The organism is Streptomyces sp. NPDC088785 (genome assembly GCF_044750685.1).
Taxonomy (GTDB): Bacteria; Actinomycetota; Actinomycetes; order Streptomycetales; family Streptomycetaceae; genus Streptomyces.
The window spans coordinates 73,224-86,626 of record NZ_JBIVKH010000002.1 but is presented as its reverse complement, the minus strand read 5'-3'; the positions used below and the strand labels follow the sequence as shown (position 1 = coordinate 86,626).

General features: G+C 72.9%; 14 protein-coding genes and 2 tRNA genes. 5 read left to right on the top strand and 11 right to left on the bottom strand.

What is annotated here, in order from left to right:
- Positions 1-329: 329 nt before the first annotated feature.
- A complete protein-coding gene (locus ACIP5K_RS06060) occupies positions 330-1,742 on the top strand; it encodes a cytochrome b/b6 domain-containing protein (protein WP_401405434.1) in 1,413 nt (470 codons plus the stop codon).
- Positions 1,739-3,313, top strand: a complete 1,575-nt coding sequence (locus ACIP5K_RS06055; protein ID WP_401405432.1) for an NADH-ubiquinone oxidoreductase-F iron-sulfur binding region domain-containing protein — start codon at positions 1,739-1,741, stop codon at positions 3,311-3,313. Before ACIP5K_RS06060 ends, ACIP5K_RS06055 begins: the two co-directional genes overlap by 4 nt.
- A 53-nt stretch (positions 3,314-3,366) precedes the next feature.
- Here the strand turns inward: ACIP5K_RS06055 and ACIP5K_RS06050 are convergent.
- A tRNA-Ala gene (locus tag ACIP5K_RS06050) sits at positions 3,367-3,439 on the bottom strand.
- Between the two features lie 155 nt (positions 3,440-3,594).
- Between ACIP5K_RS06050 and ACIP5K_RS06045 the strand changes: the two genes are divergently transcribed.
- Positions 3,595-4,785: a glycosyltransferase 87 family protein gene (locus ACIP5K_RS06045; RefSeq protein WP_401405430.1), complete on the top strand. Its 1,191-nt coding sequence runs from the start codon at positions 3,595-3,597 to the stop codon at positions 4,783-4,785.
- Here the strand turns inward: ACIP5K_RS06045 and ACIP5K_RS06040 are convergent.
- From ACIP5K_RS06040 to ACIP5K_RS06030, 3 genes are all read right to left on the bottom strand, one after another.
- Complete coding sequence (locus ACIP5K_RS06040) at positions 4,754-4,987, bottom strand: hypothetical protein (protein WP_401405428.1); 234 nt, start codon at positions 4,985-4,987, stop codon at positions 4,754-4,756. The two genes, ACIP5K_RS06045 and ACIP5K_RS06040, sit on opposite strands and share 32 nt — an antisense overlap.
- Before the next feature lie 10 nt (positions 4,988-4,997).
- Positions 4,998-5,228, bottom strand: a complete 231-nt coding sequence (locus tag ACIP5K_RS06035; RefSeq protein ID WP_401405427.1) for a hypothetical protein — start codon at positions 5,226-5,228, stop codon at positions 4,998-5,000.
- A gap of 88 nt (positions 5,229-5,316) precedes the next feature.
- The gene (locus ACIP5K_RS06030) at positions 5,317-6,825 is read right to left on the bottom strand and encodes an MFS transporter (RefSeq protein WP_401405426.1); all 1,509 of its coding nucleotides are present in this window, start codon (positions 6,823-6,825) and stop codon (positions 5,317-5,319) included.
- A 105-nt stretch (positions 6,826-6,930) separates the two neighbouring features.
- Here ACIP5K_RS06030 and ACIP5K_RS06025 point away from each other — a divergent pair, with 105 nt between their 5' ends.
- On the top strand, positions 6,931-7,809 hold the full coding sequence (locus ACIP5K_RS06025; RefSeq protein ID WP_401405424.1) for a helix-turn-helix transcriptional regulator: 879 nt from the start codon (positions 6,931-6,933) through the stop codon (positions 7,807-7,809).
- Positions 7,810-7,829: 20 nt separating this feature from the next.
- On the opposite strand, the gene ACIP5K_RS06020 is transcribed toward ACIP5K_RS06025, so the two are convergent.
- From ACIP5K_RS06020 to ACIP5K_RS05990, 7 genes are all read right to left on the bottom strand, one after another.
- Positions 7,830-7,902: transfer RNA gene (locus ACIP5K_RS06020), tRNA-Ala, on the bottom strand.
- A 130-nt stretch (positions 7,903-8,032) separates the two neighbouring features.
- Positions 8,033-8,680: a histidine phosphatase family protein gene (locus tag ACIP5K_RS06015; RefSeq protein ID WP_401405422.1), complete on the bottom strand. Its 648-nt coding sequence runs from the start codon at positions 8,678-8,680 to the stop codon at positions 8,033-8,035.
- Positions 8,677-9,135 (bottom strand): ribosome silencing factor, encoded by a 459-nt coding sequence (gene rsfS / locus ACIP5K_RS06010; protein ID WP_111668354.1) that lies wholly within the window; start codon positions 9,133-9,135, stop codon positions 8,677-8,679. Before rsfS ends, ACIP5K_RS06015 begins: the two co-directional genes overlap by 4 nt.
- A gap of 161 nt (positions 9,136-9,296) precedes the next feature.
- A complete protein-coding gene (locus ACIP5K_RS06005) occupies positions 9,297-11,045 on the bottom strand; it encodes an LCP family protein (RefSeq protein ID WP_401405419.1) in 1,749 nt (582 codons plus the stop codon).
- 25 nt (positions 11,046-11,070) lie between these two features.
- Positions 11,071-11,733 (bottom strand): nicotinate-nucleotide adenylyltransferase, encoded by a 663-nt coding sequence (gene nadD, locus ACIP5K_RS06000; protein WP_401405417.1) that lies wholly within the window; start codon positions 11,731-11,733, stop codon positions 11,071-11,073.
- 55 nt (positions 11,734-11,788) lie between these two features.
- Positions 11,789-11,950 carry a hypothetical protein gene (locus tag ACIP5K_RS05995; RefSeq protein ID WP_401405415.1) on the bottom strand — a complete coding sequence of 54 codons (162 nt, stop codon included), beginning with the start codon at positions 11,948-11,950 and terminating at the stop codon, positions 11,789-11,791.
- Positions 11,951-12,077: 127 nt separating this feature from the next.
- Positions 12,078-12,206 carry a hypothetical protein gene (locus tag ACIP5K_RS05990; protein ID WP_351444222.1) on the bottom strand — a complete coding sequence of 43 codons (129 nt, stop codon included), beginning with the start codon at positions 12,204-12,206 and terminating at the stop codon, positions 12,078-12,080.
- A gap of 99 nt (positions 12,207-12,305) precedes the next feature.
- Here ACIP5K_RS05990 and ACIP5K_RS05985 point away from each other — a divergent pair, with 99 nt between their 5' ends.
- A complete protein-coding gene (locus ACIP5K_RS05985; RefSeq protein WP_401405413.1) occupies positions 12,306-13,397 on the top strand; it encodes a M48 family metallopeptidase in 1,092 nt (363 codons plus the stop codon).
- Positions 13,398-13,403 lie beyond the last annotated feature (6 nt).

The following is a 13,403-nucleotide window of genomic DNA, read 5'->3' as shown; positions in this document are numbered from 1 at the left end:
CGCCTGGGGCGGGTCGGGACTGATCAGCGCGGCTCACTAAGCAGAAGGCGTACGGCACGCATGGCGTCAGGGTACCGCAGGCCCCGTTCGAGCCGCGACGGCCTGGTGCGGCACCCCGAGCCCCACCGGTGCCACACCCGTGCCGCACCGGGGTTACCCCGCGTACCCGCCGCTATCGGGGCATCACAAATACCAGGCTTCTCTAGATAACGGCGAGATAACTCAAACCTCGTACTGCCCGGTATTCAGCGACCTAGAGTGCGGGCTGTGGGTCCACTGTGCCGAACCTTCTCGGAGTCGCCCCCATGCACCCTCGAACCCCTCACATAGTGAACTCGCCCCGCACCAGGCGGAGTTCACGCACCACCGCGAAGAGCCGCCGCGCGACCACGGGGGTGTTCGGCGCGGCGGTGCTGCTGCTCCTCCCCCTGATCGTGGTCACGGGGAGCGACGCCTTCAGAGCGGCGCTCGACTTCACCACGGGCGTGCTGTCGCTGGTGTCGCTCTCCGCGTCCGTCGTGTGGGGCCTGGTCGCCTCCGACCGGCTGTTCCTCACCTCGCGGCAGCGGCTGCTCTCCCAGGCCGTGCACCGGGCCACCGCGGTCGCCTCGCTGGGCTTCCTGCTGCTGCACGTCAGCGTGAAGCTGGCGCTCGCCCATGTGACGCTCGTCGGGGCACTGGTCCCCTTCGGTACGGGCGTCACCGGCAGCAGCGGCCTGATCGGGTTCGGTGTGCTCGCCGGGCTCCTGATGGTGACCACCGGCGTCACCGGCGCGCTGCGCAGCTCCATGGCCTCCCCGGCGCGGCTCGCCGCGCGCTGGCGCGCGACCCACATGCTCGCCTATCCGGCCTGGTGCTTCGCCCTGGTGCACGGCCTGTACGCGGGCAGGCAGCCCAAGACGTACGTGACCGTCCTGTACTGCCTGTGCCTGCTCGCGGTGGCCGGCGCCGTGGCCCTGCGCGCGGCGCCGCGGCCCGTGAAGGCCAAGGTGGCGGCGCGCCTTCTGACGCTCCTCGACCGCGACGCCCGCGCCCTGCGCAGCCCGCGCGGGATGCGCGCCGTGCGCGGCGGCCCGGCCGGGTCCGAGGACCTGCCGGGCCGCGAGAGCCCCGCCGGGCACCGCCGCCCGGCGCCCGGCGTCCCGGAGCACTTCGCGGGCGCCGCGCGTCCCGCACCGTCCGACGCCGGGTTCGCGGCCGCCTACCGGGCCGTCTCCGCCGTCCCGCGCGCGGAGGCGGTCACCGAGTCGGTCCCCTACGTGCAGGCGGTGCCGTACATCCCGGCGGAGCCCGCGGAACCGCTCCCCGGCGGCGTGCCCGAGGACGCCATGGATCCCCTGACGGCGCCCATGAGCGTCGTCGAGCCGGCCACCGGCGGGCGCTGGCCCGCCCCCTCGCCGCCGCCGTTGGCCGAGGCGCCGCCGTCCGCGTACGACCCCGCGTACGACACGCCCTACGGAGGCGTGCCCCAGTACGAGGCCACCTATGGAGGCCCGTACGGGAACGACGCCCCTTATAGGACGTACGCACACCCCGCGCGAGACACCACGAACCCCACGGACACCACGAACCCCGCAGACCCCGCGGACCCCGCGGACCCCGCGGATCTCACCCGCGTCACCAACCTCACGGACCCCGCCGACAGCACGGAGCCCGTCGGCCCCGGCGCCCCGCCGGCCGACCCCTTCCAGCCGCCGTCCTCCGGTGAGCCCTGGTCCACTCCCTACGGAGGACCGCAGTGAACACGGCACTGCCGGACGTCCCCGAAGTGCGCGTCGTCGGCCTTCCGCAGCTCACCGCCGGGTTCGACCTGGTGGAGCGGCTCGACCTCGCCATGCATCTGAAGGTGCACGGCCCGCTGGAGCCCATGGCGGGCGAGCAGCTGGCCCGGCTGGCCCAGGCGGTGTCGCTGCGCGGCCGGGGCGGCGCGGGCTTCCCGTTCGCCAAGAAGCTGCGCGCGGTCGCCGAGTCGGCGATCCGGCGCGGGGTGCGTCCCGTGGTCGTCGTCAACGGCAGCGAGGACGAACCGGCCTGCCGCAAGGACACGGTGCTCCTCAACCGGGCCCCGCACCTGATCCTCGACGGCGCCCTCCTGGTCGCCGAGGCGCTCGGCGCGCGCACCCTCGTCGTGGGCGTCACCCGCGACTCCACCGAGGCCTCCGTCCAGGCGGCGTTCGCCGAGCGCGGCCTCACCAACCGGCGCGGCGCCCCGCTCCGCGCGCGCGTGCAGCGCAATCCGGTGCGCATGGTCACCGGCGAGTCCTCGGCGCTGATCCGCTCGGCGGACGGCGGCCCGCCGATGCCGCCGGGCCGCAAGGTCCGCGCCTCCGACACCGGGGTGGGCGGCGCCCCCACCCTCCTGTCGAACGCGGAGACCTTCGCACAGCTCGCCGTCGCCGCCCGCACCGGCCCGGAGCGCTACTGCCGCACGGGCCTGCACGACGAGCCCGGCACGGTGCTGCTCACCCTCTCCGGCGCGGTCGCCCGCCCCATGGTCCTGGAGGCCCCCTCCGGCGTCCCGCTGCGCTACGTCCTCCAGCTCGCCGGCGCTCCCCCGCTCCCCCAGGGCGTGCTCACGGGCGGCTATCACGGCAAGTGGCTGGACGGGGTCGGCGCGCAGGACGCGATCGTGTCGCGGGCCTCCCTGGAGGCCCGCGGCGGCGCACTGGGCGCGGGCGCGATCCTGCCGATCGGCCCGGACACCTGCCCGCTCGGCGAGGCGCTGCGGGTGGCGCAGTGGCTGGCGGCGGAGAGCGCGGGCCAGTGCGGCCCCTGCTACCTCGGCCTCCCGGCGGCGGCCCGCGGCCTGGAGGACGTCCTGAACGGCGGCGGCCCGACCGCCCTGGAGGCGCTGCGCGAGGTGACGCGGGCGGTGAAGCGCCGGGGGGCCTGCAAGCACCCCGACGGATCGGCGGCGTTCATCGAGTCGACGATCTCCGCGTTCACCGACGACCTGGCCGCGCACGTGCTGGGCGCCGGGTGCGGGCGGCCGGTGCGCGGAGTGCTGCCGCTGCACGCCGAGGCCCCCGTGGGCGCCGCGCCCAGCGGCAAGCGGCTCGCCGTCGACTGGACGCTGTGCCAGGGCCACGGACTGTGCGCGGACATCGTGCCGGAGCTGATCCAGCTGGGCCCCGACGGCTTCCCCTCGGTCGCGGAGGCGGCGGTGCCGCGCTACTCGGAGGCGAACGCGGTACGGGCCGTGCGCCGCTGCCCGGCGCTCGCCCTGCGCATCGAGGGCGACCCCGCCGCGCTCCCGCCGCGCCCCGCCCTGCCGCGCGCGCTCCCGCCGGGCCGCAATCGCGCCCGCAAGTAGCCGGACGCACGAGAGCGGGCCATCCGAATCGGATGGCCCGCTCTCAATTACTGTGGAGCTAAGGAGAATTGAACTCCTGACCTCCTGCATGCCATGCAGGCGCTCTACCAACTGAGCTATAGCCCCTTGCGAAGTGCTGCCGTGTCCTTCAGGTCGTCCCTGTCGGTTTCCCCGGCGGCGACGCCAACATTACACGGTCCCCTGGGTGCACCACCAACTCGTTTCCGATGTGCCCCGCCTTGCGGGGAAAAGATCCTTATAGGGCCACTACGGTGCGTCCCGTGACCGCGCTCGTCCTGCCCCGTACCCATCGCCGTGCCTCCGTGTCCCTGGGAGTCTGCCTGCTCTCCTTCGTGAGCTTCTGGATCGCCCAGCACGCGGCTCACGTCTCGATGATCGATCTGCTCGTCTACCGCGCGGAGGGGGCGGCCGTACGGTCGGGCGGCGACCTGTACGCGCTCCGGGCGACCCGCGCCGGACTGCCCATGACGTACCCGCCGTTCGCCGCGCTGCTGTTCACGCCGCTGACGCTGCTCGACCTCGCGTCCCTGCGGGCCGCCGCGACGGCGCTGAACCTGGCCCTGCTCGTCGCGTTCGTCCATCTCTGTCTGCTGCTCGTGCGACGGCACGCGCGCGTGGAGCACTCGCTGTGGCTGGCGGCGGGCGCCGTGTGGTGCGAACCGGTGTGGACGACCCTGCGCTACGGCCAGGTCAACCTGCTGCTCGCCGTGTTCGTCCTGTGGGATCTCACCCGGCGGCCCGGACACCGCTGGGCCGGGGTGGGCATCGGGGTGGCCGCCGCGATCAAGCTGACCCCGGCGCTGTTCGCGGTGTTCCTGCTGTGCGCGGGCCTCGCGCTCGCGGCGGTCCGGGGCGCGTGGCGGCCGTGGGTGCGCGCGGCGGGCGTCGCGGCCGGCACCTTCACCGGCGTCACGGCGGCGGCGGCCGTGGTGCTGCCCGCCGACTCGCTGCGCTTCTGGACCCGCACGGTCTTCGAGGCGAGCCGCGTCGGGCACGCCGAGGAGACGGCGAACCAGTCGCTGCGCGGCGTCCTGGCCCGGCTGCTGCACACCGACGACCCCGGCCCGTGGTGGCTGCTGCTGGCCGCCGCGGTGGGGGCCGCGGGGCTCGCGGTGGCGGTCGCGGCGGTGCTGCGCGGACGGCGGGCGCTCGCGGTCGTGGCGTGCGCGACGACGGCACTCCTGGTCAGCCCGGTCTCCTGGTCGCACCACTGGGTGTGGTGCGTGCCGCTGGTGCTGCTGGTGTGGGAGGCGGGCCGGCGCCGCGCGGCGGCCGTCCTGGGTGCGCTGTTCTGCTCGTACGCCCTGTGGTGGGTGCCGCACGGCGGGGGGCGGCCCGAACTGGACCAGAGCGGTGTCCAGTTGGCGCTGTCCGCGCTCTACGCGGCAGTGGGCTGCGCCTTCCTGGCGTACGCCGGGGTCAGGCTGTGGCGAACGAGTAGAACCGCTTGAGCGTGCAGTGCTCGTCCAGGAGGCGGCCGTAGATCGGCTCACCCTCCAGCTCCCGGTATGTCTCGATCGGGTCGCCCTTTATGATCAGCGCCCGCGCGCACTCCTCGCACCAGTACTGGTACTCGGGGTTCAGGGGCTCCATGTCACGCACAATGGGCGTGCCGCTGCCGCACCAGTCGCACTTCCTCCTGTGTGACCCCATGTCGTTCCGCTCAGCTCCAGCTGTGGCCGCAGGCCGTGCACACGTACGAGACCCCGCCGTTGTCACCCAGCATCTGGGCGACATGGGAGGACCCGCAGGACGGACAGTTGAGAAGCACCCGGGTGCCGCGCGAGGCGACTTCCCGGGTGCGGACATCGGGGACGGACGGGGACGGGAGCCCGGCGGGCGACGCTGTCACACCGACGAGGCGGTCGGCCTCCTCATGGATGCTCGCGGGCATCGCGCACTCCCTCCCGTCGGGCCGTCGTCGTCGGTCGGACGCAGCCCCCTCCCGGTCGTCCGATTCTGCCACGGCCGGAGCGACACGGTCAGCGACGCCTGCGTACCAGTCCGGACACGGCGCCCGCGGCGGCCACCGCGGCCAGCGCGTAGGCGCAGATCAGGAGCGCGTCCGCAGAGCCATACGCTCCGAGGGGCCGCGCCGTCTCAACGCGGCCGAGAAAAAGTGTGCCGAAGCCGGCGACGCCGATCAGCATGCCGAGCTGGGTCACCGTGGTGAGCAGTCCGCTGGCGTCGGCCGCGTCCTCGGGCCGCACCGTCGCCAGCGCCCCGGTGAGCGTCGGGCCGAAGGCGAGCGAGAGGCCCGCGCCGATCGCCACGAACGCCAGGTACAGCCCGGCGCCACCGTCACCGCCGCCGCGCAGGGCGAGCCCGGTGCCGAGCGCCCCGGCCGCCGCGAGCCCGAACCCGGCCGGGACTAGGGCCCGTTGCCACGACCGCGGCCAGCGCCGCCAGGTCAGCCCCACGGCGCCGAACGCGACGGCGGTGGGGGCCACCGTCAGCCCGGCGCGCAGCGGGCCGAGACCGAGGCCGCCCTGGAGGTGCAGGGTGAGCGCGAAGAGGTATCCGGCGTTGACGGCCATCACCGCGAGCACGCGGAGGACGGCCGGGCCGATGCCGGGCAGCCGCAGCACCCGCGGTGCGATGAGCGGCGCCCCGCCACGCCGGGCGAGCGCGGACTCGTAGCCGCAGAACAGGGCGAAGAGGACGGCGCAGGACGCCAGGCAGAGCCAGGACCACAGCGGCCAGTCCTGCTCCTGGCCGAGCACCAGCGGCACGGTGAGCAGCGACACCGTGCCGCCGAGCAGCACCAGCCCCACGAGGTCAAGGGAGCGGCCCGCGCCGCGCCCGGGGTCGGCGGGCAGGGCGCCCCGGCCGAGGACGAGCAGGGCGGCGCCGACCGGCACGTTCACCAGGAACGCGGCGCGCCAGCCGGTGCCGAACAGGTCGGCGGAGACCAGCAGTCCGCCGAGCACCTGCCCGGCGGCGGCGCCGACCGCGAGGGCCGCCGCGTACAGGCCGAGCGCCCGGGTGCGGGCCTCCCCGGCGAAGTGCCGCTGGATGAGGCTGAGGACCTGCGGCACCAGCAGGGCCGCGCCCGCTCCCTGCACCATGCGGAAGGCGATCAGCTGGCCGCCGCTCGCGGCCAGGCCGCAGGCGAGCGACGCCGCGGTGAACAGGGCGAGTCCGCCGAGCACGGCCCGCCGGTGCCCGAACAGCTCGCCGAGCCGGGCGCCGGTGATCAGCAGGACGGCGTACGTGATGGTGTAGCCGGCCACGATCAGCTGCAACGCGGAGCCGGAGGCGTGCAGTTCGGCGCGGACGGTGGGGGCGGCGACGTTCACGATGAACACGTCGAGGACGGCCATGAACTGCGCGGTGAGCACCACCGCGAGCAGCCGCCGCGAACCGGGCGCGGGGCCGTCGCCGGTGCCGTTGCCGTTGCCGTTGCCGTTGTCGATGCCGTTGTCGGTGCCAGGGGCTTTACTGGATCCAGGAGTGGGGGGCCGGGGACTCTCGGGGGCCGTTGTCGTCATGCCTGGAGCGTGACGGCGATCGGGCACCGGTACCGAGAGCCCGCCGATGCGGGTACCGGCACCACCCGGTTCGTGTCTTCCGGGGCCCCGGCGCCGGCGCACACCATGGGGGATGTGACGACGATGACCACGACGGAGCGGACCACCGGCAGGCCGGCGGACCGGCGCAGGCCGGAGCTGGCCGCCTTCCTGCGCAACCGCCGGGCCCGGGTCACCCCGCAGGACATGGGCATGCCCGCGGGCCCGCGCCGGCGCACCCCGGGGCTGCGCCGCGAGGAGGTCGCGCAGCTCTCCGGGGTCGGCGTCACCTGGTACACGTGGTTGGAGCAGGGCCGCCCGATCAACGCGTCGCCGCAGGTCCTGGACGCGGTCGCGCGCACCCTGCGGCTCGACCGGCCCGAGCGCGAGCACCTGTACCACCTGGCGGGCGTGCCGTTCGCGCCCGCGCACGAGGACACCGGGCAGCCGGTGAGCCCGCAGGTGCAGGGCATCCTCGACGCCATGGCCCCGCTGCCCGCGGTGGTCTACAACGCCCGGTTCGACCTGCTGGCGACCAATGCGGCCTACCGGTCGCTGTTCATCGTGGTGCCCACCCCGCCGCCCCGGATCCCGAACGCGCTGCGGACGCTGTTCCTGGCGCCCGAGGGGGCGTGTCCGCTGGTGAACCGGGAGGTGGAGCTGCCCGTGATGGTGGCGACCCTGCGGTCGGGCTACGGACGCCACGTGGGCGAGCCCGCCTGGGAGGGCTTCGTCCACGAGCTGGCGGCGGCCAGTCCCTTCTTCGCCGAGCTGTGGGAGAGCGGTGACGTCGCGCCGCCCGGCCCCCGCGTGAAGACGTTCCGGTGCGGCCGGACCGCGACCCGGCTGCGGATGACGTCGACGTCCCTGTCGATCGACGGAATGCCGGAGTGCCGCATCGTCGTGTACTCGCCCGCGGACGACATCACGCGCGCGTATCTCGACCACGAAAAATCCCGCCCCTGACGGGACGGGATTTCTTTCTGTGGAGCTAAGGAGAATCGAACTCCTGACCTCCTGCATGCCATGCAGGCGCTCTACCAACTGAGCTATAGCCCCGTGTCTCATTCGGTCTCCCACCGGTTTTCCCGGCGGCCCGAACAAGAAGAACTTTAGCCTGCGACCTGCCAGAAAGTGAAATCCGGCCCCCGCGTTCCGGGGACCGGCCACGAACGTGTCCCGTGCGGGCTCAGTCGTCGTCGCCGAGGACCGGCTCCGGCAGGGTGCCCGCGTTGTGCTCCAGCAGGCGCCAGCCGCGCGCGCCCTCGCCGAGCACGGACCAGCAGCAGTTCGACAGACCGCCGAGCCCCTCCCAGTGCTGGGACTCCAGGCCCAGGAGGCGACCGATGGTGGTGCGGATGGTGCCGCCGTGGCTGACCACGACGAGCAGACCGCCGTCGGGCAGCTTGTCCGCGTGCCGCAGCACCACGGGCGCGGCCCGGTCGGCGACCTCGGTCTCCAGCTCGCCGCCGCCGCGCCGCACGGACTCGCCGCGCTTCCACGCGGCGTACTGCTCGCCGTACTGCGCCTGGATCTCGTCGTGCGTGAGGCCCTGCCAGGCACCGGCGTACGTCTCGCGCAGACCCTCGTCGTACGTGACGTCGAGGCCGGTCAGCCGGGCCAGCGCACCGGCGGTGGCCGCCGCCCGCTCGAGGTCGGAGGCGACGATCGCGTCCGGCTTCAGGGAGGCGAGCAGCCGGGCGGCGCGCCTGGCCTGCCCGACGCCGGTCTCGGTCAGCTCGATGTCCGTGGTGCCCTGGAAGCGGCGCTCCAGGTTCCAGGAGGTCTGGCCGTGCCGCCACAGGATGACCCGGCGGCCGCGCGGGGCTGCGGTCAAAGGACCTCACCACCGAGGTCCCGGATGTCCTCGGCCTCGGCCGCCGCCTCCTCGCGCTGGGCGTGCTCGGCGCCCTTGCCGCGGGTGGCCTTGGCCTCCTCGGGCAGGTCCAGCTCGGGGCAGTCCTTCCACAGCCGCTCCAGGGCGTAGAAGACGCGCTCCTCGCTGTGCTGGACGTGGACGACGATGTCGACGTAGTCGAGGAGGATCCAGCGGGCGTCGCGGTCGCCCTCGCGGCGCACCGGCTTGACCCCGAGGTCCTTGCTCAGGCGCTCCTCGATCTCGTCCACGATGGACTTGACCTGGCGGTCGTTGGGCGCCGAGGCCAGCAGGAAGGCGTCCGTGATGGACAGCACGTCGCTGACGTCGTAGGCGATGATGTCGTGCGCGAGCTTGTCGGCGGCCGCCTGCGCGGCGGCGTTGATGAGCTCGATGGAACGGTCAGTGGCGGTCACTACAAGGCTTTCGGTCGGCGGTCGCATCGGGGCGGATTCCCCGGGGAGTCCCCCGGACTGTCCCTCACCGGGCCTCACGGGGTCACCCCAAGGGTCTCACGGACCGCCGGGCCGCCTCACGGCGTCGCCGGCGCCCCCGCAGCGGGGCGCCGGCGGCGGTGTCACTTACCGGTGTAGTCCTGGCCGATGACCACCGAGACGTCCGCGTTCGCCGTGGTCTCGCCCTTCTTCACCGCCGAGACCGGCAGGTTCAGGGTCTTGGCGACCTCCACGGCGTCCTGCTTGCCGCCCGCGTCCGCGTACGTGACCCGGGAGGCGGGCACCGCCGTGCCGGTGCCGCCGGAGACGAAGGTGTAGCCGCCGTTGACCAGCGCCACCCGGGCCAGCTCGGTGCGGGCCTTGACGCCGGTGGCGTTCTCGATGGAGACGCGCGGCGAGTCGCCCGCGGACGGCGCCTTCACCGTGCCGCCGAGGACGTCCTTGACCACGGAGTCCGCGGCGGCCTTGGAGAGACTGCCGTCCTGCTGGACCGGGAGCAGGGCGGTCTTGTAGTCGCCCTCCTTGGCGTGGTCGGCCAGCTTGGCGAGGAAGGCACCGAGGTCCTTCTCGGTGAGCGGCGGCTCGATGATCTGGGTGAGCGTCTGCACGGTGGTCGTCGCGGCCTGCGGGTCCGAGGAGATCTTGCGCAGGACGCCCTGCATGACCTGGCCGAACCGCATGAGCTGCGCGGTCTCCGACTCGCCCTTGGCCCGGTAGGTGGCGTAGGCCACGGCGGGCGCGCCGCTCAGCGTCTGGTCCTGGCCCTTGTGGACGAGGGTGGTGCCCTTCTTGGCCGGGTCCGGGACGTCGGTGTCGGTGTCGATGTCGATGTTGCCGACGAGCTCGACGAGGTTGCTGAGGAAGGGGGTGTCGAGCCGCCAGGTGCCCTCGATGTCGGTGCCGAGGAGGGTGTCGACGGCGTCGCTGGTGCCCGACGAGCCGTCGGCCCCGACGGACTTGGCGAGGGTGGTCGCGCTGCCGTCCTCGTCGGTCAGGCCGAGCGTGTTGGGCAGCAGCACGGTGGTGCCCTGCTTGGTGGTGGTGTTGTTCACCAGCAGCGCGGTGGAGGTGCCGCCGCCCTTGGTGTTGTGCAGGTGGACCACGATGACGTCGCGGTTCTGCGGTCCGGTGGCGGCCGCGGCGTCGGACGTCGCGGCGTCGTCGGACAGGAACGGCAGCCGGCCCGCGGACCAGAGGTAGCCGATGCCGCCCACCAGGCACAGGGCGAGGACGACGACGAGGGCGACGATCCGGTTGCGGCCGCGGCGCCGGGCCTCCTCGCGCCGCTCGGTGCGCGACTCGGTGAACTTCAGCCAGTCGATGACGTCTTCGGAGTTCTCGTCCGGTTCCTCGACGAAGTCGAACTGCTCGCCCGGCCCGCCCCGGTGGCCGCCCTGCTCCGGCTCGGCCTGCGACGGGACCTGCTGGGGCTCCGGCGGCGCCGGCTGCGCCTGCTGCGCCTGCTGCGCCTGCTGCGCCTGCTGCGCCTGCTGCGCCTGCTGCGCCTGCTGCGGAATGTACGCGGTGGCCTGCGCCTGCTGATGTTGCTGGTGCTGCTGCTGGTGCTGCTGACCGGTCGTGGCGGCGGCGCCGTACGGGTCGTAGCCGCCCGAACTCCCCTGCTGCGCCCCGCCGTAGGGGTCGTACGCCTGCGGCGGGACCGGCTGCTGCTGCCCGGTCGCGTACGGGTCGTATCCGTAGCCGTACGAGGCGTCACCGGGGGCGCCCGTGCCGTAGGCGCCCGCAGTGGCGTCGGGATGCTGGTCGTACGACGGCGCCTGCCCCGCCGGCCGGTAGACCGGCCGGCCGAATTCGTCATAGCCGACCAGCTCGTAATTCTGCTGGTCGTAACCGTCGTATCGGTCGTTCACCGATGCCCCTCTCGGCGGTGCAGGGTCATTCGCCTCGGTACAGCTGGCGTTTGTCGATGTAGCGCACCACACCGTCCGGCACCAGGTACCAGACGGGGTCGCCCTTGGCGACTCGGTCACGGCAGTCCGTGGACGAGATCGCGAGGGCGGGCACCTCGACCAGCGAGACGCCGCCCTCCGGCAGGCCGGGGTCCGCGAGCGGGTGACCCGGCCTGGTCACGCCGATGAAGTGTGCCAGGGAGAAGAGCTCTTCGGTGTAACGCCAGGTGAGGATCTGACCGAGGGCGTCGGCGCCGGTGATGAAAAAGAGGTCCGTGTCCGGATTGAGCGCGCTCAGATCACGCAGCGTGTCCGTGGTGTACGTGGGTCCGCCGCGGTCGATGTCGATGCGGCTGACCGAGAACTGCGGATTCTCGGCGGTCGCGATGACCGTCATCAGATAACGGTCCTCGGCGGGCGAGACCTTCTTGTCGCTCTTCTGCCAGGGCTGCCCGGTCGGCACGAACACCACCTCGTCGAGGTGGAACTGCGAGGCGACCTCACTGGCCGCCACCAGGTGTCCGTGGTGGATCGGGTCGAACGTTCCGCCCATGACGCCGAGGCGTCTCTTGGCCGGTGAGGCCCACTGATGATCCGGGCCGCCGGCCGGGCTGTTGACCGGGCCGGTAGGCATGTCCTGCGCTCCCATGCGTGCAGAGCCTACTGGCCCGGTCCCCGTGGTCCCGCCGGTAGGGCCCGCAGGATCAGCGGTCGCGGTTGAAGCGGGTCGTGATCCAGAGCAGCAGAAGCAGGATGATGAACGCGCCACCGCCCGTCACGAGCGGACTGAGGCTTTCGTGGTTGCCGCCGTGCTCGCCCTCGGCGGCGAGGGTGGCCAGCTGGGCAGCGGTGCTGTGGAGGCTCATCGTCAGCAGGACCTATCCGGTGTGGGATCGGGACAAAGACTTCCCGCCCATCGTAAGCGGGGGCCCTCCCGCCGCTCACGCCGACTCTGCCGTACGGGTCTGGCGCGTACGCCCGCCCGGGTCGCCGTCAGTCGTCGCGCTTGTAGCCGCGCAGCAGGAACCACGCCAGGAAGACGGCCCCGAGCACGCCCACGACCAGCACGATGCGCAAGAGGTTCCCGGCGCCCTGGTCGGACGCGGCGATGATGTGATCCATGGCGGTTCGCTCCTTCTGTCTGCTGACCCGTCACGGTATCTCCGCCTACTGTGGACCCCATCCCGGGGGCACGACCGGACGACAGACATGGGGGACCGCATGCCCGACGCACCGAACGACCGGCACGAACACGTACCCAGCAGGCAGCGCAGACGCTTTCCCGGGATCTCCTCGCGGGCGTACGAGCACCCCGCCGACCGCTCGGCGCTGGTGGCGCTGCGCCGGCTCACCGGGTTCGACGCGGTCTTCAAGGCACTGAGCGGGCTGCTGCCCGAGCGCAGCCTGCGGCTGCTCTTCCTGTCGGACTCGGTGCGGGTCTCCGACGACCAGTTCGCGCACCTGAACTCGATGCTGCGGGACGCCTGTTACATCCTGGACCTGGAGAAGGTCCCGCCGATGTACGTGAACCAGGACCCGCAGCCGAACGCGATGTGCATCGGCCTCGACGAGCCGATCATCGTGGTCACGACCGGGCTCGTCGAGCTGCTCGACGAGGAGGAGATGCGGGCGGTGGTGGGCCACGAGGTGGGGCACGCGCTGTCCGGCCACGCGGTCTATCGGACGATACTGCTGTTCCTGACGTCGCTGGCGCTGCGCGTCGCGTGGATCCCGCTCGGCAACCTCGCGATCATGGCGATCGTGACGGCGCTGCGCGAGTGGTTCCGCAAGTCCGAACTGTCCGCGGACCGCGCCGGGTTGCTGGTCGGCCAGGACCTGCGGGCCTCGATGCGCGGCCTCATGAAGATCGCGGGCGGCAACCACCTGCACGAGATGAACGTGGACGCGTTCCTCAAGCAGGCCGAGGAGTACGAGGCCGGGGGCGACCTGCGCGACTCCGTGCTGAAGATCCTGAACGTGCTGCCGCGCTCGCACCCGTTCACCACGGTGCGCGCCGCCGAGCTGAAGAAGTGGGCGGAGTCCCGCGACCACCAGCGCCTGATGGACGGCCACTACCCGCGCCGCACCGAGGACAAGGACACCTCGGTGGGCGACTCCTTCCGCGAGTCGGCCGCGCACTACACGGACCACGTGAAGAACTCGAAAGACCCGCTGATGAAGCTGGTCAACGACATCGCGGGCGGCGCGGGCGACCTGGGCGGCCGGGTGCGGCGCGGCTTCGGGAACTTCGGCGGCGGCGCGAACGGCGGGGGCGCCACCGGCAACCACGGCACCCGCGACGACGAGAACTGACAGGCT

What these genes read in the sequence shown, in the direction of transcription:
- ACIP5K_RS05985 (WP_401405413.1), top strand. Translation starts at nt 12,306, where the DNA reads ATGCCCGACGCACCGAACGACCGGCACGAACACGTACCCAGCAGGCAG.
- ACIP5K_RS05990 (WP_351444222.1), bottom strand. Translation starts at nt 12,206, where the DNA reads ATGGATCACATCATCGCCGCGTCCGACCAGGGCGCCGGGAACCTCTTG.
- ACIP5K_RS05995 (WP_401405415.1), bottom strand. Translation starts at nt 11,950, where the DNA reads ATGAGCCTCCACAGCACCGCTGCCCAGCTGGCCACCCTCGCCGCCGAG.
- ACIP5K_RS06030 (WP_401405426.1), bottom strand. Translation starts at nt 6,825, where the DNA reads ATGACGACAACGGCCCCCGAGAGTCCCCGGCCCCCCACTCCTGGATCC.
- nadD (WP_401405417.1), bottom strand. Translation starts at nt 11,733, where the DNA reads ATGGGAGCGCAGGACATGCCTACCGGCCCGGTCAACAGCCCGGCCGGC.
- ACIP5K_RS06035 (WP_401405427.1), bottom strand. Translation starts at nt 5,228, where the DNA reads ATGCCCGCGAGCATCCATGAGGAGGCCGACCGCCTCGTCGGTGTGACA.
- ACIP5K_RS06025 (WP_401405424.1), top strand. Translation starts at nt 6,931, where the DNA reads ATGGGGGATGTGACGACGATGACCACGACGGAGCGGACCACCGGCAGG.
- ACIP5K_RS06040 (WP_401405428.1), bottom strand. Translation starts at nt 4,987, where the DNA reads ATGGGGTCACACAGGAGGAAGTGCGACTGGTGCGGCAGCGGCACGCCC.